Source organism: Rhizobium aureum (genome assembly GCF_030182495.1).
Taxonomy (GTDB): domain Bacteria; phylum Pseudomonadota; class Alphaproteobacteria; order Rhizobiales; family Rhizobiaceae; genus Rhizobium; species Rhizobium tropici_C.
The window spans coordinates 48008-69107 of sequence record NZ_JAQJCI010000003.1 but is presented as its reverse complement, the minus strand read 5'-3'; the positions used below and the strand labels follow the sequence as shown (position 1 = coordinate 69107).

14 protein-coding genes are annotated in these 21100 nt (G+C 60.7%); 2 read left to right on the top strand and 12 right to left on the bottom strand.

The window, feature by feature from the left end:
• Window positions 1–13 precede the first annotated feature (13 nt).
• Window positions 14–8524: a glycoside hydrolase family 94 protein gene (locus tag PH552_RS09145; RefSeq protein WP_285165885.1), complete on the bottom strand. Its 8511-nt coding sequence runs from the start codon at window positions 8522–8524 to the stop codon at window positions 14–16.
• A gap of 558 nt (window positions 8525–9082) precedes the next feature.
• Here PH552_RS09145 and PH552_RS09140 point away from each other — a divergent pair.
• Window positions 9083–9409 (top strand): hypothetical protein, encoded by a 327-nt coding sequence (locus tag PH552_RS09140; protein WP_162736944.1) that lies wholly within the window; start codon window positions 9083–9085, stop codon window positions 9407–9409.
• On the opposite strand, the gene PH552_RS09135 is transcribed toward PH552_RS09140, so the two are convergent.
• The 11 genes from PH552_RS09135 to PH552_RS09085 form a co-directional block, all read right to left on the bottom strand.
• On the bottom strand, window positions 9406–9564 hold the full coding sequence (locus PH552_RS09135) for a hypothetical protein (protein ID WP_181592308.1): 159 nt from the start codon (window positions 9562–9564) through the stop codon (window positions 9406–9408). The two genes, PH552_RS09140 and PH552_RS09135, sit on opposite strands and share 4 nt — an antisense overlap.
• Window positions 9565–9727: 163 nt before the next feature.
• Window positions 9728–9916 (bottom strand): hypothetical protein, encoded by a 189-nt coding sequence (locus PH552_RS09130; RefSeq protein ID WP_112341615.1) that lies wholly within the window; start codon window positions 9914–9916, stop codon window positions 9728–9730.
• Between the two features lie 160 nt (window positions 9917–10076).
• A complete protein-coding gene (locus tag PH552_RS09125) occupies window positions 10077–10826 on the bottom strand; it encodes an ABC transporter ATP-binding protein (protein WP_112341616.1) in 750 nt (249 codons plus the stop codon).
• The gene (locus PH552_RS09120) at window positions 10823–11656 is read right to left on the bottom strand and encodes an ABC transporter ATP-binding protein (RefSeq protein ID WP_285165884.1); all 834 of its coding nucleotides are present in this window, start codon (window positions 11654–11656) and stop codon (window positions 10823–10825) included. The genes PH552_RS09125 and PH552_RS09120 overlap by 4 nt, the downstream gene beginning before the upstream one ends.
• Window positions 11653–12579, bottom strand: coding sequence for an ABC transporter permease (locus PH552_RS09115; protein WP_113249595.1), 927 nt, complete (start codon window positions 12577–12579; stop codon window positions 11653–11655). Before PH552_RS09115 ends, PH552_RS09120 begins: the two co-directional genes overlap by 4 nt.
• Window positions 12576–13622 (bottom strand): ABC transporter permease, encoded by a 1047-nt coding sequence (locus tag PH552_RS09110; RefSeq protein WP_432421998.1) that lies wholly within the window; start codon window positions 13620–13622, stop codon window positions 12576–12578. Before PH552_RS09110 ends, PH552_RS09115 begins: the two co-directional genes overlap by 4 nt.
• Window positions 13623–13664: 42 nt before the next feature.
• The gene (locus PH552_RS09105; RefSeq protein WP_183761596.1) at window positions 13665–15305 is read right to left on the bottom strand and encodes an ABC transporter substrate-binding protein; all 1641 of its coding nucleotides are present in this window, start codon (window positions 15303–15305) and stop codon (window positions 13665–13667) included.
• 48 nt (window positions 15306–15353) lie between these two features.
• The gene (locus PH552_RS09100) at window positions 15354–16412 is read right to left on the bottom strand and encodes a dipeptidase (protein ID WP_183761599.1); all 1059 of its coding nucleotides are present in this window, start codon (window positions 16410–16412) and stop codon (window positions 15354–15356) included.
• Between the two features lie 187 nt (window positions 16413–16599).
• Window positions 16600–17625 (bottom strand): ABC transporter permease, encoded by a 1026-nt coding sequence (locus PH552_RS09095; RefSeq protein WP_113249592.1) that lies wholly within the window; start codon window positions 17623–17625, stop codon window positions 16600–16602.
• 32 nt (window positions 17626–17657) lie between these two features.
• Window positions 17658–19199 carry a sugar ABC transporter ATP-binding protein gene (locus PH552_RS09090; protein ID WP_113249591.1) on the bottom strand — a complete coding sequence of 514 codons (1542 nt, stop codon included), beginning with the start codon at window positions 19197–19199 and terminating at the stop codon, window positions 17658–17660.
• A gap of 73 nt (window positions 19200–19272) precedes the next feature.
• On the bottom strand, window positions 19273–20202 hold the full coding sequence (locus PH552_RS09085; RefSeq protein WP_113249636.1) for a sugar ABC transporter substrate-binding protein: 930 nt from the start codon (window positions 20200–20202) through the stop codon (window positions 19273–19275).
• A gap of 374 nt (window positions 20203–20576) precedes the next feature.
• Here PH552_RS09085 and PH552_RS09080 point away from each other — a divergent pair, with 374 nt between their 5' ends.
• Window positions 20577–21083 (top strand): DUF1993 domain-containing protein, encoded by a 507-nt coding sequence (locus tag PH552_RS09080; protein WP_112341625.1) that lies wholly within the window; start codon window positions 20577–20579, stop codon window positions 21081–21083.
• The last annotated feature ends 17 nt before the right edge of the window (window positions 21084–21100 follow it).

Below are 21100 nucleotides of genomic sequence, written 5' to 3'. Positions count from 1 at the left end.
CAGTGCAGAAACGCTACTGTCCGATCGGATAGCCCTCTTCGGGATGGGCGATCGCCCTGTCATTGATGGTAACCGAGTATCCCGCCGCATCGGGCGCTTTTGAGACGGAAATGCGGTAATTTCCGCCCGGTAACTCGAGATCCGCCGCAAAGCCGTCCCAGTTCGAAGGCAGGGCCGGCTTGACGAAAAGTCGGCCGTTTTTCACGCGGATGCCGAGAATGCCTTCGACAGCGACACGATACAGCCAGCCAGCAGAGCCCGTGTACCAGGTCCAGCCGCCACGGCCCGTCAATTGTCCTTCGCCGTAAATATCAGCAGCAACCACATAGGGCTCTACACGATAGGTATCGGCCTCATCACGATCGCGTGCATGGTTGATCGGGTTCAGCATGTCGAAGCAATGCCAGGCATCGTCGCCGCGATTCATCTCCGCCAGCGCCATGACGACCCAGGTCGCCGCATGGGTATACTGGCCGCCATTCTCGCGCACACCAGGCGGGTAGGACTTGATGTAGCCCGGATCGCGCGCCGATTTGGCGAAGGGCGGCGTGAACAGCCGGATGATACGGTTTTCATCGTCCACCAGCTTGTCGAGAACGGCATTCATCGCCTTCTCGCCGCGCGCCTTGTCGCCTTCGCCGGAGAGAATGTTCCACGACTGCGCGATCGAATCGATCTGGCATTCGAAATTCTCGCTGGAGCCGAGCGGGCTGCCATCGTCGAAATAGCCGCGGCGATAATGACCGCCGTCCCAGCCGGCCGATTCGAGCGCCTTACGCAGTTCCGGCAGATGATCGGACCAGCGCTTGACGCGCTCGTTGTCGCCGCGTGCTTCGGCATAGGGCAGGAAGGCGGTGAGCATGCCGGCCAGGAACCAGCCGAGCCACACGCTTTCGCCGCGGCCCTGGATGCCGACGCGGTTCATGCCGTCGTTCCAGTCACCGCCGAGGATCAGCGGCAACCCGCTGCCTCCCTTGCGCTTGATCGCGAGATCGAGGGCGAGCGCCGCATGTTCGTAGACGCTAACTTTGTCCTGCGACACGGTCGGCTGATAGAAGACGTCATGCGTTCCGGGCATCAGCGCCGCACCTTCGACGAAGGCAAGCTCCTCGTCGAGGATCGATTTGTCGCCCGTCACGGTGCAGTACTGGTCGATGGCATAGGCGAGCCACACGACATCGTCCGAAATATGCGTGCGCACGCCGGCACCGCTGCCCGGCAGCCACCAATGCTGCACGTCGCCCTCGCGGAACTGACGCTGGGCAGCATTGAGGATCTGGTTGCGGGCAAGCTCCGGCTTGTGCACCAGGAACGCCAGCGTATCCTGCAGCTGGTCGCGGAAGCCGAAGGCACCCGACGACTGGTAGAAGGCGGTACGCGACATGATGCGGCAGCCGAGGCTCTGATAAGGCAGCCAAGCGTTGATCATGTTGTTCATCGCCTTGTCCGGCGTCGAGATCTTCACATGGCCGGTGAAGCCATCCCAGAACTCCCGGCCCGCCGCAAGCACGGCCTCGAAATCGGCCTTGCGAATTTCCGAAACCAGCGCGCGGGCCTCTTCGACGGTCGCCGTATCGCCCATATAGAAGCAGATTTCCTTCTGCTCGCCGGCCGCGACGGTCACATCGAAGGCCAGAGCGCCGCAGGGATCGCCATCGAGATCGGTCGAGTTCGAGAGCGCGGCAGCCGTAACGACGGCTTCCGGCATCTGGATGGTGCCGTGACGGCCGATGAACTCACGGCGGCTTGCCGAGAAGCTCGAATGCGTCTCGCTCGCCGCCATGAAGGCAGTCCGCTTGAAGTAATCGATGCTGTAGGGGTTGTTGGCAAACAGCGCACCCGTCTCCTCATCCAGCGTCGACAGGATGAAGGGCCTGGTCTTGTTCTGGTTGGTGCCAAGTACCCATTCCGCATAATTGTAGATCCGCAGCCGCCGGCTGCCGGCGCCATTGTTGCTGAGTCGCAGGCGGAAGAGCTTGACCGGGCGCTCGCGATCGACCGTCTGCGTCAGCTCCAGCGCCACGCCATCCTCTTCGCTCGAGAAGACGGAATAGCCGAGACCGTGACGCGCCTCAAAACGGACCTTCGCATTGCGCGACAGGCCGGCATAGGGTGTCATGACCTTGTTGCTGTCGAGATCGGCGACGTAGAGCGCCTCGCCCGGACGGTTGATGACCATGTCGTTTGTCCAGGGCGTCAGCTGATAGTCGCGCGAATTGTGGCTCCAGGTGAAGCCGCCGCCTTCGGCGGGCACATGGAAGCCGAAGCGCTCGTTCGAGATGACATTGATCCATGGATGCGGCGTCGACTGCCCACCGGGCAGACGAACCACATATTCGCGGCCATCCTTGGAGAAACCGCCATAACCGTTCCAGAAATCGAGATCGTCCTGCGCCTCCAGAGCGTCGGCCGCAAAAACCGACTCCTGCAGCGCTGCCGGCACGGTAAGCCGATTGACCGGCGCCGGCCCATCGGACTGTGCGGAGGCAAACAGCGTCGCCGCACGGGCGATCTGATCGACGAGCTTGCCGTTGCGGGCATGGAAGATCACCCTCGATGCGGCAAGGATCTCCTGGTAGGTCTCGTTTTCGATCTGGTCCTTGCGGACCGAGAAGATGTTCTGCCGGAGACCGTCACCCTGGTTGTGGCGTACGTGCTCGACGAGCTTATCCAGCTCGCGCTGCATGTCCTGGGCCTGCTCGACAGCGCGTTCGTTGACGATTACCAGATCGGCAGTGATGCCGCGTGAACGCAGATATTCCGCCGCCATCAGCGCTTCCCGGGCGATTTCGAGATCGATATCGTCGTTGATGCGCAGGGTGAAGATCGGGAAATCACCCGAGATCGTCACCGGCCAGAGTGCGGACTGCGAATGCAGGCCGGCCTGCACGGTGGCGCCATCGGCACGCAGGTGCATATCCGGATAGACGAGATAGCGGGCGAGCTTCTGGAAGGCGGCCGCCTGCTGCGAGGTGACACCGACATGGCGCATCTGCATCTGTGTGCGCGTCCACGCCTGCGTCAGCTCGATGCCGAAGGTGTCGGGATTGCGGTAACGCTCGACGGCCTTGTCGACCTCCTCGCGGTTCGGGGCGGCAATCGTCCAGAAGATGATGCTGACCTTCTTGCCCGCGGGCACGCGCACGACGCGACGCAGCGACAGGCAGGCGTCCATGGTGAAGCCGTCCGTGCCGGAGAGCGACGCACCCGGATCGAAAGCTGCAGCTTCCGCAAGCGTGCGGCCGCGGCCGAGGAATTTGCGGCGATCGGTTTCGAATTCGGTCGGGCGTTCGGATCCGGCATTGTCGACGACCAGATGGGCGACCGACATGTCAGGCTCGTTATAGTCGCGCTTGTTGCGCTCGGCGCGGAGCACATCGCCGCCATTGCCGATCTCGGTGCGCACGAACATGCGCGTGAAGACCGGGTGACCGGAATCGACGTCATCGCTCGCAAGCGCCGGCTCGAGATAGGAGGTCACTTCGATGAAGCGGTCCTCCGTGCCCATGTTGAGCAGCGTCACGCGCCGGCCTTCGGCATCGTGCTCGGTCGCGACGATGCATTCGACGTCGCTGGTGAGATCGCCGACCGTCTTGCTGTATTCAGCCTTTTCGTCGCTGAACGAGACTTTGGTCTTCTCGCCCTCGATGCTGCGCGGCTCCGCGGTCGCCGACCACCACTGGCCGGAGGCGGTATCGCGCAGGAAGATGAACGTGCCCCAGCGGTCTTCCGTGGGATCGGCGCGCCAGCGCGAGACCGTCAGGCCGTTCCAGCGCGAATAACCGGCGCCGGTCGCCGTCAGCATGACCGAATAATGGCCGTTGGAGAGGAAGGCGAGTTCGCGATCCTGCGTGGCCGGATCGGCGATCTTGCGGATTTCCGGACGCAGCATGTCTTCCTGGATATTGGCCGGCTGGTCGCTCTCGTGCTTGGCGGCCATGACCGGAATATCGCGTGGCGCCTTTTCCTGCAGCAGCAGTTCGGCAGCTTCGATCACCGGATCGGCATGGAAGAGCTCGCGCAGGCGGCCGTTGAAGGCGACGTTGGCGATCGCGGCAATCGACATGCCGTGATGGTGTGCATAGTAGTTGTAGACCACCGCGCACTTCTTGCCTTCCGGAACGCGGGTCGGCGTAAAATCGACGGCATCGTGGAAGCCGTAGATGCCGAGCGCGCCCACTTTGCGCAGTTTCTGCAGGTTTTCGAGCGCCGCAGCCGGACGATACTGGCTGGCGAGGATCGAGGCGTAAGGTGCGATGACGGCATTCTGGCCGAGACCGCGCTTGAGGCCGAGCGAAGGCACGCCGAAATTGGTGTACTGGTAGTGCATGTAGTGGTCGCGAGCATTGAAGGCCGCTTCCGAAATGCCCCAGGGAATATCTGAGCCAAGGCGCTTGGCGTAGTTCATCTGCTCCTGCACGACCAGATTGTTCGTCTGGTTAAGGATACCGCCCTGACGCTCCTGCATGACGAGCGGCGGCATCAGATATTCGAACATCGAGCCCGACCACGAAACCAGCGCGCCGCGCGAGCCGACGGGAACGACCTGGCGGCCGAGACGATACCAGTGCTCGGTCGGCAGATCGCCCTTGGCGATGGCGAAAAGGCTGGTCAGGCGGGCTTCGGAGGCCAGAAGGTCGTAGCAGGCCGCATCGAGCTCGTTGGTTTCGACGCGGAAACCGATGGAAAGCAGGCGCCGCTCCGGACGATAGAGGAAGCCGTATTCCATGCCGAAGGCGAGATCGCGCATCTGGTCGCGCAACTTCGCCAGACGCTGGCGCAGCGAATCCACATTGGCGAGATCGAAGATGCTGTCGGCGATATGGCCTTCACAGACCCTCACCAGCGACTGCGACCAAGTAAGCACCTCGCCGCTCTGCGTCGACTTCACCTCATGGTCGAGGTTTGCCGCAAGTTTCTGGATATCCTGCGCCAGAACCGAAAGGTTGATGACGCGGATGGAAGCGAACTCATGTTCGCGCTTGACGGCGGCGAGCGCGTTCTGGAAGCCGACGATGCGCTCTTCCAGGCGGCGGCGCAGCGGGCGAACCGTCTTGCGGTCGTCTGGGAGCTCGGCAAGGGTTTCGGCAAGAATGCCGGCGACATCGCCGATACCGTCCAGATTGCCCTGCATATGCGCCGATGGTGCTTCCGCCCAGATGCGGCAGGCAGAGGAAACCGCAATCAGGTGGCCGGCAAAATTGCCGCTATCGACGGCCGAGATGTAGCGAGCGCCCATCGGCTTCAGCGTATCGGTGTGATACCAGTTGCACAGGTGCCCGCGGAACTTTTCGAGCTTCGCCACGGTCGCCATGGTCTTTTCCATGCGATCGATGGTTTCCTCGAAGGAGGTCCAGCCGAAGTGACGCGCGGAAATGACCGACAGCAGGTAGACGCCGATATTGGTCGGCGACGTGCGCGAGGCCACGACCGCATTCGGGGTCTGCTGCACGTTATCCGGCGGCAGATGGTTCTGCTGTTCGACGACGAAGGTTTCGAAATAGCGCCAGGTGCGCCGCGCGATCTTGCGCAGTTCGAAGGAGACGCTTTCCGGCACTTCGAGCCTGTCTTCGGTCTCGGCCGACTGACTGACATACCAGGCGATCGCCGGCGACAGGACCCAAAGCAGCGCAAAGGGAATACCGACGAAGAAGGCGTTGTCGCCGGAGAGCGAAGCAAAAGCCAAGGCCAGCAGCGCCAGCACTGGCGCATGCCACATGACGCGGTAGTGGCCAAGGATAGTCGTTTGCGCGGCAGCCTGGGCGCTTGCGGCGGTTCGCCATTGCAGCATCAGCTTGCGGCTGACGAAGGCACGGTAGAGCGAACGGCCGATGGCATCAGCCATGACGCAGGCGGTGTCGGCGATAAAGACGATGCGCAGCGCGACTTGCGCGTTGGCGGCACGGATATCCGACCAGACCGTGTAGAGATGGGCCCGGGCTACGATATCGCTTGTGCGCGGAATGATGCCGTTGATGAGCGACAGCGTCGGCGCGACGAACAGGCAGAAGATCAACAGGATCTGCCAGATGAGCGCCGCCAACGGCTCCATGAAGTACCATCCGAGGACGGAAGCGAAGAACCAGGCGATCGGCGTCAGCGAGCGACGCAGATTGTCCATCATCTTCCAGCGGCCGAGGCCGGTGACGCCACGCTTCGGATTGAAGAGATAAGAAAGCAGCTGCCAGTCGCCGCGCGCCCAGCGATGCTGGCGCGAGACCTCAACTTCGTAGCGGATCGGGAAATCCTCGACGAGTTCGCAGTCGGTGACCAGAGCGCAGCGCGCCATCGAGCCTTCGAGCAGGTCATGGCTGAGAACCGCGTTCTCTTCGATCTTGCCCTTTAGCGACGCTTCGAAGGCATCGACGTGATAGAGGCCCTTGCCGGTGAACGTGCCTTCCTCGACCAGATCCTGATAGACGTCGGAGACGGCGAAGACGTAAGGGTCGAGACCGCGGTTGACCGAGAAGACGCGCTGGAACACCGACGCGTCCTTGCCCGTCGTCAGCGACGGGGTGACACGCGGCTGCAGCACGCCGTAGCCGCGCACGACGCGCTTGCTCTCGGGATCGAAGACCGGGCGGTTGATCGGGTGATGCAGCTTGCCGACAAGCTTCGTAACCGTATCGCGCACCAGACGCGTGTCGGAATCGAGCGTCATCACATACTGGACGTCCTTCGGCACGATATTGGCGCCGGGCAGGAAAGTGGTATCGCGGTCGCCGCGCAGCAGCATGTTCAGCTCGTGCAGCTTGCCGCGCTTGCGCTCCCAGCCCATCCACGCGCCTTCGGACGGATTATAGAGGCGGCGGCGATGCAACAGATAGAAGCGCTGGACGCCATCTTCGTCATAGCGTGCAGCCAAATTGGCGACTTCGCGGCGGGCGTAATCCAAGATTTCCAGATCGCGCTCGCTCTCTTCCTCTTGGCTGTCGGGCCAGTCGCTGAGCAGCGCGTAATAGACTTCGCCGCGTGGATTGGCGAGATAATGGACCTCGAGATTGCGCACGAGTTCGTCGACGCTGTCGCGATTGCCGATCAGTGTCGGTACGACGACCAGCGTGCGGGCTTCTTCGGGAATGCCTTCCTTGAATTCGTAGCCGACGAGGCGCGCCGGCGTCAGATACATGGTGACGAAGAAGTTGAAGAGGCCGGTGGCGCCTTCCGATGCCGGCAGCGAGAACATCAGGAGCAGCAGGATGGTCTCGGCCCAGCCCATGCCGGCATGCAGCATGAAATAGCCGACGATGGCGAGCGCCGCGACACTCAGGAACAGTACTGGCGCCGCGATCGACAGCCAGTTGAGCTTGCGCCACTGGCGCACGAAGCTTACCGAAATCGGCACACGGTAGCCGATCGCCTTCTCCAGCTTCTGCGTCTGCTGGCCCATGATGAAATCGCCGATATTCGGCTCATGCGGCTGGACTTCGCCCGATACCTTGGCCGCCTCGGTCATCGCCATGGCGACCTGGGCGATCTCCATTTCGGTCTTGTCGGAGCGGCGGGCGAGTTTTTCGATACGGCGGCGATAGCTGTTGCGCGAGCCCGGATCGAGCTTGGCATAATCGGTCTCGTCCCAGAGCAGCTTGTCGACGGCACTGACCTCTTCGACCCAGACGGACCAGTCGGTATCGTCGATCAGGCGCAGGCTCTTGATGATGTTGCCCATCGTCACATTACCCGACGACAGCCGATTGTGCTCGGCCATCATGACGCTTTCGGCGTCGGTGCCGGCGTCAGTCAGCCGCTTCTCAAGCCAGGTGACGGCGAGGCCCGACGTATGCGAGCCGTCGCGCAGGCGGTAGAGGAACTGCGTGGCGAAGGTATTGTCCGAGGTATAGGGCTCGAGCGTCTTCAGGAATTCGGCGACCTTGGCGTCGTCATTGAGGCGGATCAGCTCATCGACGGCGGCATTCGCCTTCTTGCGCGTCATGCGGCTCTGCTCGACGCGGCTCGAAATGCGGCGCAGGTTTTCGACAAGGATGTAACGCACCAGCGAGGGAACAGCCCAGAGCTCGCCGATCTTCAGCATCTCCACCGACTGGAAGCCTTCCACCAATGCCAGCAGGCCCTGATTGGAAACCGTGCTGTGGGTGTGAGCGACATAGAGCCAGGCAAGCGCCATGGTGCGCGGCATCACCATGCCGTCGATGGTGATCGTCTGCAGTTGATCGTAGAATTTCTTCGGAAAATCGCGGCGGACTTCCTGAATGGCCTCTTCGATGATGTAGTGGTTGTCGAGCAGCCATTCGGCGGCCGGCGTGATCGATTCACCGGCATCGACATCGGCATTGGCCGAGCGATAGACGCGCAGGATCTCTTTCTCGTTTTCCTTGTGCCGCGCGAAGAAATCGAAGGGCGCAAAGCCTGGCAGCTTGGTTTTCGCGCCGTTGCGGGCAAAGGCCGCGCCGCATTCCTTTATTTGCTCGTTGGAGAAATAGGTGGCGCGGATCGCATCGTTGTGATCGATCTGCTTGGCTTCAGAATCACGTGGCGTAACGGTGGAGAGATTTTGAGATGTCATGGATTCGGGTTCTGGGTCCAAACAGAGTGAGTGGCATTGTCGCCTTTATCGTTTTTGCCCTGCCCGACGCAAGAATTCACGCATTTGGACCCTTTTGCTTCGCTTCCCGGCGGGCGAAGGGGGTGAATTCGAAGTGACGGCTTAGAACAAACATATAAAGGCGAAGATTTTCACGGAGCGTTCTTAAAGATTGCGGCGACTATTCGTCATCATCCAAGAGGTGCCCGTGAAATTGGATACGCGGCCAAATGGTTCCGGCAGCGATCCGCACAGGTCAACGACAATCTATCAAGGTCATGAGGCATTCTCCCTGGGCTGATTCATCCCGTTTCGGAAATTCAGCATGGTTCGGAATATTGAACCCTCAATATCCCGCAGAAGATGAACTTAAACTGAACCCCATAAAAAGATTCGCAAATTCCTGTCGGGACGCATCGCTTTCGAAACGGTTCACAGGCTGATCGATTGGCCGCCGCCCGCCGACGCGCAGAACTCCGGCCCCTTCGGTCCCAACTGCCATACGAAAACGGTGCTGCTCACGATCAGGGAAAATGCGCAATGCGCAAGAGCCTTTTGATCCCCTCCGTGCCGCCGGGCCATGATCGCGCCGACCGCTCTCTCGAATGCTCTTTATTTTCGGGAAGTTTACCGTTTCTGTGCGGCATATTCTATCGGCCAGGCAAATTTTCTTTGCCCGGCGAAGTTCTGCCAGCGGGAGAAAGGGAGAGTTGCTGTGAAATGAAACAGAATATCGGCCAGGTCGGCCCGTATCCGGCGCCCGGCAATCCCAGCTCTGCCTGGCCCTTAACGCCGCGAAAGGCGCGGCAAACAGGACCATGCTGCGCGGGCGGCATGGGCTACCGCCCCGAAAAGCATCGCGTTTAGACGACGATGCCGCAAACGATGGCCGCAACGAATAGGAATGCGGCGGAGAAGAGGGCGACATGGATCGCCGTCTGTATCTTGTGCCGCGTCTGTGCGGCGCGCTTGGAACCATCGAACTGATTCACATGCGTATTCGAAATACCCAAATTCGCCATGTGTTGCCTCCGTTCGTTTCTTATATGTCTCTCAGGTCAAACCCTGGGACGATTATTCATATATTTTCTATCAACTAGGTAGAGATGAATTTCCGTCCAGAGCGCCAGCTGAGAAAAATTAAACCACTGGATTTCGAGGACCCGAAAGATCGGCAATGCCAATTCAGCAAAGAATGCGGCGGGCCCAAATCAAGCTGCGCTCGATAGCGCTGGTATCGGCCGCCTGCTCTTCGGCAGATCCGGCCTGGCGGCGGATGTTTTCGTCGGAAAGAGAGGCAGACCGTGCACCTTCCTGCTTCGCCGGAACCGGCGGATGAAGATAGCCCATGGTCATGCCACCCATGAAAAACATGCCTGCCTCCACTTAACGTCTGACCCCTTATCGGGATCACGAAAGTTAACTGCCATTAACGAGATCATGACAGAATTGCGGCGGGTGTCAATAGTCTATACGATTGGTCGTGTTTACCCGTCCCATTCGTTAACGCGGCAAGGCTCAAGGTGTCGCCCACTCAGGCGCGGACGAACCCCTTGCTGGCGATCATCAGATTGCGGGTGTAATCTTCTTTCACGTCGCCGGCTGCCAGCTCCTTTGCGGTCAGCCTCTCGACGACCGCGCCGTTGCGCATGACGGCCAAGCGCTCGCACATATGGGTGACGACGCCGAGATCGTGGCTCACCATCACGAAGGTCAGATGGCGGTCCCTGCGCACCTGTTCGAGCAGATTGAGCACCTCGGCCTGCACCGATGCATCGAGCGCCGAAGTCGGCTCGTCGAGCAGCAGGATCGACGGCTCGACGATCAGCGCGCGCGCAATCGCAACGCGCTGGCGCTGGCCACCGGAGAGCTGGTGCGGATAGCGAAAGCGGAAGCCTTTTCCGAGGCCGACTTCATCCAGCGCCCTGGCGATCCGGGTCTCCGTGTCGCCGATCCCATGAATCGACAAAGGCTCCAGCAGCAGTCGGTCGATCGTCTGGCGCGGATGCAGGGAACCGTAGGGGTCCTGAAACACCATCTGCACCTGACGATAGAAGGCCTTGCTGCGCCTGGCGCCCTTCAGCTGCTCGCCGCCGACACGGATCGTGCCGTCGGTAACGGGCGCGAGGCCCGCAACGGCGCGCAGCAGCGTCGACTTGCCGGAGCCGGACTCGCCGACCAGGCCGAAGGATTCGCCCTTGTTCACGTCGATGCCGACGGCATCGAGCGCATAATAGCCATCATAGACGACGCTGAGGCCATCAACTGCGAGTGCTGTCGTCATGCCGCCCACTCCGGCTTGCGGTCGAGCACCGGCAGCGGATGCCGGTTTTCGCCGATAACAGGCATGCAGTTCAGCAGACCGCGCGTATAGGGATGCTGGGCATTGTTCAATTCGGAAGCCTTGAGCTCTTCCACCACCTTACCTGCATACATGACGATCACGCGGTCGCAGAAGGACGACACCAGCCGCAGGTCGTGCGAGACGAAAATCAGCCCCATGCCGCGCTCGGAGACAAGCTTGTCCATGATCTTGAGCACGTCGAGCTGCACCGTGACATCGAGCGCGGAAGTCGGCTCGTCGGCAATCAGCAGCTCCGGCCCGGCGATGAGCATCATGGCGATCATGACGCGCTGGCCCATGCCGCCCGAGACCTCGTGCGGATGCAGGTCGTAGACGCGGCCGGGATCGCGGATCTGCACCGCTTCCAGCATGGCCATGGCACGGTCGCGGGCCTCGGCCTTGCTCACCTTTTCATGGGTGCGTAGCGTCTCGGTGATCTGCCGGCCGATGGTCATGACGGGATCGAGCGAATATTTCGGGTCCTGCAGCACCATGGCAATGCGCTTGCCGCGCAGTGACCGGCGCTCCTTGGCCGAGATCGACAGCAAGTCGATGCCGCTGAAATTCAATCTGTCGGCGGTGACGATGCCATGCGGCGGCGTCAGCCCCATGATGGCGCGGCCGGTCTGCGATTTGCCGGATCCGCTCTCGCCGACGATGCCGAGCCGCTCACGACCGAGCGTGAAGGACACACTGCGTACGGCGTCGATGACGCCGGTGCGGGTCGGATAACGAACCCTCAAGTTCTCGACGGTCAAAAGTGTCGTCATTGCCCGCTCTCCTTCGGATCGAGCGCGTCGCGCAGGCCGTCGCCGAGCAGGTTGAAGCCGAGGCTGACGATAAGGATCGCAATGCCGGGCATGGCCGCCACCCACCATTGATCGAGATAGTATTTGAAGCCGCTTGCGATCATCACGCCCCACTCCGGCAGCGGCGGCTGCGCACCAAGACCAAGGAAGCCGAGGCCGGCGGCCGTCAGGATGACGCCGGCCATGTCGAGCGTGACGCGGACGATGACCGAGGAGATGCAGAGCGGCATGACATGGCGGAAGATGATGCGCAGCGGCGAAGCGCCCATGAGCTGCACGGCGGCGATATAGTCCGAACGCCGCACCGTCATCGTTTCGGCCCGCGCCAGGCGCGCATAGGGCGGCCAGGAGGTGATGGCGATAGCGATCACGGCGTTCTCGATGCCGGCGCCGAGCGCACCGGCAAAGGCAAGCGCCAGCACCAGCTTCGGAAAGGCAAGGAAGATATCGGTGATGCGCATCAGGATCACATCGACCCAGCCGCCCAGATAGCCCGACACCATGCCGATGATCAGCCCGATCGGCGCCGAGATGATCGCGACCAGGACGACGATATAGAGCGTCCAGCGCGACCCGTAGATGAGGCGCGAAAGGATATCGCGGCCGAGATCGTCGGTACCGAGAAGATAACCCGGCGTGCCGGGCGGTTTCAGATAGGCATTCGTGAGATCGCCAATGACGGGCGAATGCGGCGCGATCACATCGGCGAGCGCCGCCACAAGCACGAGCGCAACGATGATCAGCAGTCCGATGACGGCCAGGCGATTAGCGGAGAACTGCCGCCAGGTGACATAGGCGCGCCCTAGCCTCGCCTGCCGGCGCGACTGTGGCCGATCGGAGAGCAGCCAGTCCCTCAAGCTGGGTTGGGTGGTCTCGACAGTCATTTACGTCGGGTCCTTGGGTCGAGTGTCCGATACAGAAGATCGGAAATCAGATTGATGCCGATGAACACCGTGCCGACGACGATCGTGCCGCCGAGAACGGCATTCATGTCGGCATTGCGCAGCGAACTGGTGATATAGAAACCGATGCCTGGCCAGGAGAAGACGATCTCCGTCAGCACGGAGCCTTCGAGCAGCCCGGCGTAGGAGAGCGCAATCACCGTGATCAGCGGCACGGCGGCGCTGCGCAATGCATGGCCCCAGATCACCCGCGTCTCGGAAAGACCCTTGGCGCGAGCGGCCACGATATATTCCTGCCCCAGTTCGTTCAGCATGAAGCTGCGGGTCATACGGCTGATATAGGCGAGCGAAAAATAACCGAGCAGCGATGCCGGCAGGATGATGTGGCGGAACACGTCCCAGAAGACGTCCCATTGGCCCTGCATGGCGCTATCGAGCAGGAAGAAGCCCGTGACCGGCGTGAAACTATATTCATAGGCGATGTCGATGCGGCCGGGATAGGCGACCCAGTTCAGCTTCGCATAGAAGATGACGAGCGAGACCATGGCCAGCCAGAAGACCGGCACCGAATAGCCGACGAGGCCGATCACGCGGACGATCTGGTCGATCATGCTGTTGCGACGCACCGCGGCGAGCACACCGAAGGGAACCCCGAACAAGGCGCCGATGATCGTGCCAACGGTGGCGAGCTCCATCGTCGCGGGGAAGACGCGCCTGATGTCATCCATGACCGGATTGGTCGTCAGCACAGACGTCCCGAAATCGCCGCTGAGTGCGCTCAGCAGATAGTAATAGAACTGCAGATAAAGCGGTTCGTCGAGATGCATCTCGCGCCGCAGACGCTCCAGCACCTGCTGCGGCGCGTGATCGCCGGCGATCGCAAGCGCCGGATCGATCGGTATGACGCGCCCGATGAAAAAGGTGACGGCCAGAAGGCCGAGATAGGTGGTGACGGCCACGACAAGGAATCGCAGCAGACCCATGAAAAAGGGAGCGGCACGGCCCTTTTTGGGCCGCACCTGCATTTTCCGTTCGACAGTGCTCAAAGACCTAGTCCTGCCGGATCATCACTTGGAGATCGGCCAGACGAAGTTGTTGTCGAAGCTCGGACCGAGCTTGAAGTCCTTCACGTCCTTGCGATAGCCGGCGACTTCCGTCTGCTGATAGAGGATGATGAAGGGGCTTGCTTCCAGGAATTTCTTCTGGATGTCCTCATACATGGCGCCGCGCTTGGCCGCATCGCCTTCAAAGAGCGCCGCCTTGGCCTGCTTCTCCAGTTCGGGAGAGGTCCAGGTGTTGCGCCACACGAGCGTCTTGTTGCTGCTGGTATCGGAATTGTCGTCGTTGGTGGTGAAGGTATCGGCGTTGGAATGGGGATCCCAATAGTCCGGGCCCCAGTTGCCGAAGTAGATATCGTGGTTGCGGGCACGATATTTGGTCAGCTTCTGCTTACCGTCGCCGGGGATGATCTCCACCTTGATGCCTGCTTGGCCGAGCGTCTGTTGGATCGCGGTCGCGATGCCCGTATCCGGCTCGATGCTGCGCACGTCCATGGTGATCGAGAAGCCATTGGGCAGGCCTGCCTTGGCCAGCAATTCCTTGGCCTTGGCGACGTCAAGCTTGAACGGATTCTCATCCAGCGAGCCGAGCATGCCCTTCGGTTCGAAGGTCTGATGGATCTCGCCGATGCCCTTGATCAGCGTCTTGCCGATGGCATCATAATCGACCAGATATTTGAACGCCTGCTGCACTTCCGGCTTGGCCAGATTGGCGTTCTTCTGGTTGAGGCTCATATAGTAGATGGTGCCCTTCGGCGCGCTGGTCGAAGCAAGCTTCGGGTTCTTCTCGACAGCCTCGAGATCGGTCGGCGACAGGTTGCGGGCGATATCGATATCGCCGTTCTCCAGCGCAAGGCGCTGTGCGGAGCTTTCCTTCATGAAGCGATAGATGACGCGGTTCAGCTTGGTCTTTTCGCCGTAATAGTTGTCGTTGCGCTCCAGCACGACGGCCTCGTTGGCGCGCCATTCACGCAGCTTGAACGGACCGGAACCGGCAAATCCGGTCTTCAGCCAGCTGTTGCCGAAGTCGTTGTCGTATTTGTAATCGGCGGTCGGCGTTGCCGGCTTCACATGTTGCAGGACCAGCTTCTTGTCGACCACTTCGGCAACAGTTGCCGTCAGGCAGTTCAGCACGAAGCTCGGCGCATAGGGCTTGTCGACAGTGAAGGTGAAGGTGTTCGCGTCGGTTGCCTTGGCCTTTTCCGTCACGTTATCGCCGGTGATGCCGAACTGCGTGAGAATGAAGGCCGGGCTCTTGTTTAGCTTGACGACACGCTCGAAGGACCATGCAACGTCTTCAGCCGTGATCGGGTTACCGGACGCGAACTTCAGGCCGGGCTTCAGCTTGAACGTATAGGTCAGGTGATCGTCGGAAACCGTCCAGCTCTCGGCAAGGTCACCCTTGATCTTCGACGTATCGTTGATGTCGAGACGGACGAGCAGGCTATAGGTATTGCCGGTGATTTCGGCAGCCGACAGCTCATAGGCTTCGGCCGGATCCATGCTTAGAATATCGTCGAAGGCAAAGCCCTCGACCAGCGTGTCCTTGGGCGTCGCAGCATATGCGTTCGGCGTCGCCATCAACAGAAGCGAGAGAGCCACACCGGCAGACAGTGCGCGCAAACCGCGGTTCATCTTGGTCATCATCATTATTCTCATTCCCCTCTTAACAAACTTTACGCAATATCGGCACGCACTTTATCGGCTGCCTTCCTTCCAGGCGGACGCCAGGACGCGAAGCCAGTTCTCCCTGCACAGCTTTGCAAGATCGGCCTCACCATAACCAGCACTGCGAAGGGCTTCAATCAGCTTCTGGTTGCCCGCGGCATCGCCGATTTCAGCCGGAATCGTGGCGCCGTCGAAATCCGATCCGAGACCGACGCAGTCGATGCCGACGCGGCCGACCAGATGATCGACATGCCGCACCATCACCTCGAGCGGCGTATCGGCATCCGAGCGCGCATCGTCGCGCAGCATGGCCGTCGCATAATTGAGGCCGACGATGCCGCGGCTTTCCTTGATGGCGTCGAGCTGCTTGTCGGTGAGGTTGCGTGCGACGGGCGTCAGCGCATGCGCGTTGGAATGGCTCGCGACCAACGGCAGATCCGAGGTCTTTGCCACATCCCAGAAGCCTTTTTCGGTGATATGGGCGAGATCGACGAGGATGCCAAGCTGATTGCACGCGCGAACCAGCGCGAAGCCGGCCTCGGTCAGGCCGGGTCCGGTGTCGGGAGAGCTCGGATAAGCAAAGGGCACGCCATGAGCAAAGACGTTGTTGCGGCTCCAGACCGGGCCGAGTGAGCGCAGGCCGGCTGCATAGAAGGTTTCGAGCGCGACGAGATCGGCGTCGATCGCTTCGCAGCCTTCCATATGCATGACCGCAGCGAAAATGTTTTTCTCCATGCAATCACGGATATCTGCGGTGGAACGGCAGAGCTTCCAGGCGCCGGCACGGTCGAGCCGCAGCGCGATCGCCGCCATTTCGAGAGCAATATCGAGGGAAGGCGCACGCTCCAGCGGAACCGCCAAAGGCGTAGCATAATGGCCCTTGCTATCCGGATCGGCAAAGACGAGATCGCCCGACGGAATGTAAATGGCGCAAAGACCGCCGGCCAGGGCGCCGGCACGCGCACGCGGCGCATCGATATGGCCGCTAGACGTCCCGTCCTTGAATTCGGCGACCGGGTCGGCGCCATCGCGCGCGTGATGCCAGAGCCTCAAGAGAACGTCGTTATGACCATCGAATACGGCTTGCATTGTCTATCCCGGATGAAGCGCTCGAGTGAGCGAATGGAAAGCGGGCAGAATAGAAAAGCTGACAGGATTCGCCATACCCAAATGAAAAAAATTTGCATTTGCATGGAACCGTATATTCAAATGGAAAAAGGCGGGGCAAAAACCCCGCCTTGAGAGCATGATAGAACGCTGACGATGTTCGGGCGTTTCAGCGCTTGGCCCGCTTCTTCTGGCGGTAGACGTCGATGGCAACGGCCGCGACGATGATGAAGCCCTTGGCGATTTCCTGGTAATAGGCATCGACGTTGAGGAAGGTGAAGCCGGAGATCATCACGCCGAGAATGACGGTGCCGATCACCGTGCCGGCAATACGCCCGACGCCGCCCGTCAGCGACGTCCCGCCGATGACGGCAGCCGCGATCGCATCCAGCTCGTAGTTGACGCCCATGCCGGCCTGCGCCGTCTGCACCCGGGCGGCAGTAATGATGCCGGCGAGACCGGCGAGAAGCCCGGCAATCGCATAGACCTTGACCAGATGCGCCTCGACATTGATGCCCGATACGCGCGCCGCCTGCAGATTGGCGCCGATCGCATAGGTGAACTTGCCGTAGCGCGTGTAGCGCAGCACGATATGAAAGAGGACCGCGATGATGAGGAAGACGACGACGGGCCAGATGCCGGAGCCGATGAAATTGAACTGGTCGGTGAGGCCCGAGATCGGCTGGCCCTTGGTATAGAGCTTCGACAGGCCGCGGGCCGAAACCATCATGCCGAGGGTGGCGATGAAGGGCGGGATCTTGGTTTTCGTGATCAGCTGGCCGTTGATGTAGCCGGCGAGAAGCCCGATCAGCAGGCCGATGCCGATCGGCACGAAGAAGGGCATGTCGGTCAATGCCGGGTAGACGGCCCTTGCCCATGTCGACGACTGGGCAAAGCTAGCAGCGACCATCGCGGTGAGACCGACGACCGAGCCGGAGGAGAGATCGATACCACCTGTTATGATGACCTGCGTCACGCCGACCGAGATGATGCCGATGACCGAGACCTGCAGGATCATGATCTTCAGGCGCTGCAGGTTCATCAGGAAGCTCTGGCCGACGAAGATCCAGCCGAGAATCTCGCAGAGAAGCGCAATGCCGATCAGCACCAGGAAGATGCCGAGTTCGGGCGGCACACGGCGACGTCTTGGCCGGGTGACTGCCGGGGCGGCCGCCTCTGCAACTTTGCTAACCATGGTTCAATCCTCCCTTGCGATGATTGGCAGCGTCACTGCGCGGCCAGCTCCATCACCTTCACTTGAGTTGCTTCTGCGCGATCCAGGAATCCGGTGACCCGTCCTTCATGCATGACCATGATGCGGTCGCTCATGCCGAGCACCTCGGGCATTTCCGAGGAGATCATGATGACGGCGACGCCGTTGCGTGCCATTTCGGTAACGAGACGATGGATCTCGGCCTTGGCACCGACGTCGATGCCACGCGTCGGCTCGTCCAGGATCAGAATGCGGGGATTGGTGAGCATCCACCGGCCGATCAGTGCCTTCTGCTGATTGCCGCCGGACAGATTTTCGATGCGTTCGTCAAGGTTTGGCGTCTTGACGCGCAACTTCCTAGCCATCTCCTCGCAGGCCTCTTCGATCGCGCCTTCCTGCACGAAGCCGCCGCGCACGAACTTGTCGTGCAGCACGGCCACCTGCATGTTCTCGAGCACGCTGAGGATGAGAAGACAGCCCGTATCCTTGCGGTCCTCGGTCAGGAAGGCCATGCCATGACGAATAGCAGCGGCTGGAGAGGTGATTTCGGTCTTCTTGCCGAACAGCTCGATCGTGCCGGACGAGGCCGGCGTCACGCCGAAGATGGTCTCGGCGACATTGGACCGGCCCGATCCGACAAGCCCGGCCACGCCGAGGATCTCGCCGGCCCTAACGTCGAAGGACACATTGGAGAAGACGCCCTCGAGGCTCAGATCCTTGACCGACAGCACGGTCTCGCCGATCGGCACCTCCTCCTTCGGGAACATCTGCGTGATCTCGCGGCCGACCATCATGCGGATGATATCGTCGCGGGTCACGTCGGTGGAGGCGTGCGTGCCGATATATTTGCCGTCGCGGAAGACCGAAAACTCGTCGGCGATCTCGAACAGCTCGTTCATCTTGTGGGTGATGTAGACGATGCCGATGCCCTGGGCGCGCAAGTCGCGAATGATCTGGAAGAGGTGCGCAACCTCGCGCTCGGTCAGCGCCGAAGTCGGCTCATCCATGATCAGCACGTCGGAATTATAGGAAACCGCCTTGGCGATCTCGACCATTTGCCGGCTCGCGACGGAAAGCTCGCGCACCTGGATTTCCGGATCGATGGAAATGTTGAGGCGCTGGAAAAGCTCCTCGGTCTTGCGGCTCATCTCCGCATGGTCGACGAGGCCGAAGCGGTTTTTCGGCTCACGCCGGATCCAGATATTTTCCGCAACCGTCATGAAAGGCATCAGGTTCAGTTCCTGATGGATCATGGCAATGCCGTTTTCCAGCGCGTCGAGCGGTGACTTCAGCCGGATCTCGACACCCTTCAGCAGCACTTCGCCCTGGTCGGGGATATAAATGCCGGCAAGGATCTTCATCAACGTCGACTTGCCCGCACCGTTTTCGCCCATCAGCGCGTGCACCGTCCCGCGCTTCAGGCGGAAGGAAACGTCATCGAGGGCGAGCACGCCGGGAAACTCCTTGCGAATGCCTTCCGCGCTCAACAGGTAGGTGGCGTTGGGAACAACGCCGCTGGCGCGCACCGCCGCCATGGTGGATGGGCTCACAACCATTTTTCCCTCCCGGGCAGATCGGATTTCAAAGGATGCGGGCCTTTAAGCCCGCATCCGTCGATCATTTTCGTTCTCAGTTCTTCTTGACGAAGTCCTTGACGTTGGCCGGCGTGACGAGCTGGAAGGGAATGTAGACCTTCTTCTCGATCTTCTCGCCCTTGGCGAGCTTGAGCGCGGCATCGACTGCGCCCTTGCCCTGGCCGGCGGCATCCTGGAACACGGTGACCTTCAGGTCGCCGGCCTGCATGGCGGCAAGCGCGTCCTGCGTGGCATCGACGCCGGCAACCACGATCTTGTCCAGCGACTTGCCGGAAGCCTTCAGTGCCTGGATGGCGCCGATCGCCATTTCGTCGTTGTTGGAGATGACGGCATCGAATTCGAGGCCGCTGGAAAGCCAGTTGGTCATCAGATCGGCACCCTGGGTGCGCTGCCAGTTGGCGGTCTGCTCCTGAACGATCTGAATGCCCTTGCACTCGTCGGTCGCCACCACATCATGGACGTCCTTGGTGCGCATGCGGGCAGCCTGGTTGGAAAGCTCGCCCATCATGATGACGGCCTTGCCCTTGCCACCCAGCAACCGGCAGACTTCCTTGGCTTCCAGCGTGCCGGATTCCTGCTCGTTGGAGGCGACGAAGGCCTGTTTGTCCGGGAGGCTGTCGACGTTGGCCGGTTCGCGGTTGACGTAGACGAGCGGGATCTTGGCGTCGGCGGCGAGCTTGGAAATGGCAGCCGTCGCATCGGTGTCGACCGGATTTACGATGATGGCATCGACCTTACTGGCGATGAAATTCTGGATCTGGCTCTGCTGCTTGGCGATGTCGTTCTGAGCATCTTCCACCTGCAGCGTCACGCCGCTCATGCCCTTTGCATAGTCCTGCATGCCGTTGCGCAAGACGGTCAGAAAGTTGTCGTCGAAGAGCGCCATGGAAACGCCGATGGTTTCGGCATGGGCTGCGGTCGACAGCATAAGCGCCATCGCGGAGCCAAGGATAAATTTCTTCATGTTTTCCTCCCAGATACGGTGCCCGGCCACACCCTCCTGAATGCCGGGGCCCTCAGTCTCGACCGCAGGGCCTGTCGTCAATTCGGTCGTCACTCCCATGACGGCCACGTTGAAAAAAAACGGAACAAACAAACCGTAAAATTCTTTATGCGGAATATTCATTCCATTTTTCATCGCAAAGGTCAACACCAAATTCCGGCCGCGTTACGGGAACCCGCGAAGACGGATTTTATCGCCGGCACTGCTGCAAGACGCGAAGGCCGAACCTACATACGGACGCCCTGCGTGATGGAACGGTTATTCCATCAACGCCGGAACGGAATAGAATGTCGATAACCAACCTGCCCCAGCGCGGCAAGCAAGGGAGAACACGCATGCCTTCGATGTACAATTTCTCGGTTCCCATCTTTCAACGCGGCCTGCAAAACCTCTCCGCCTATCTCGACAAGATCGAAGCCCATGCCGCGGAGAAAGGCATTGCGGCGGAGGAACTCGTTTCCGCTCGCCTCATCGACGACATGCTGCCGCTCTCCGGCCAATATCAGCGCGCCTCCGATACGGCGAAGCTCACCATTGCGCGACTTACCGGCATCGATGCACCGCGTTTCGAAGACAACGAGACGACCGTCGCAGACCTGCGGGAACGCCTGAAGAAGACGCAGGATTTTCTGGCGACGATCACGCCGGCCACGATGGAAGGCAGCGACATGCGGGAGGTGACGATCACACCCGGAGGCAACAAGACCGTCTTCAAGGGTGAGGATTACCTGGCGAAATTCGCGTTGCCGAACTTCTTCTTCCACGTGACGACGGCGCACGACATCCTGCGCAGCCGTGGGCTGCCCGTCGGCAAGATGAACTATCTCGGCTCGTTCGCCTAACGAGCAATACCAGGAAA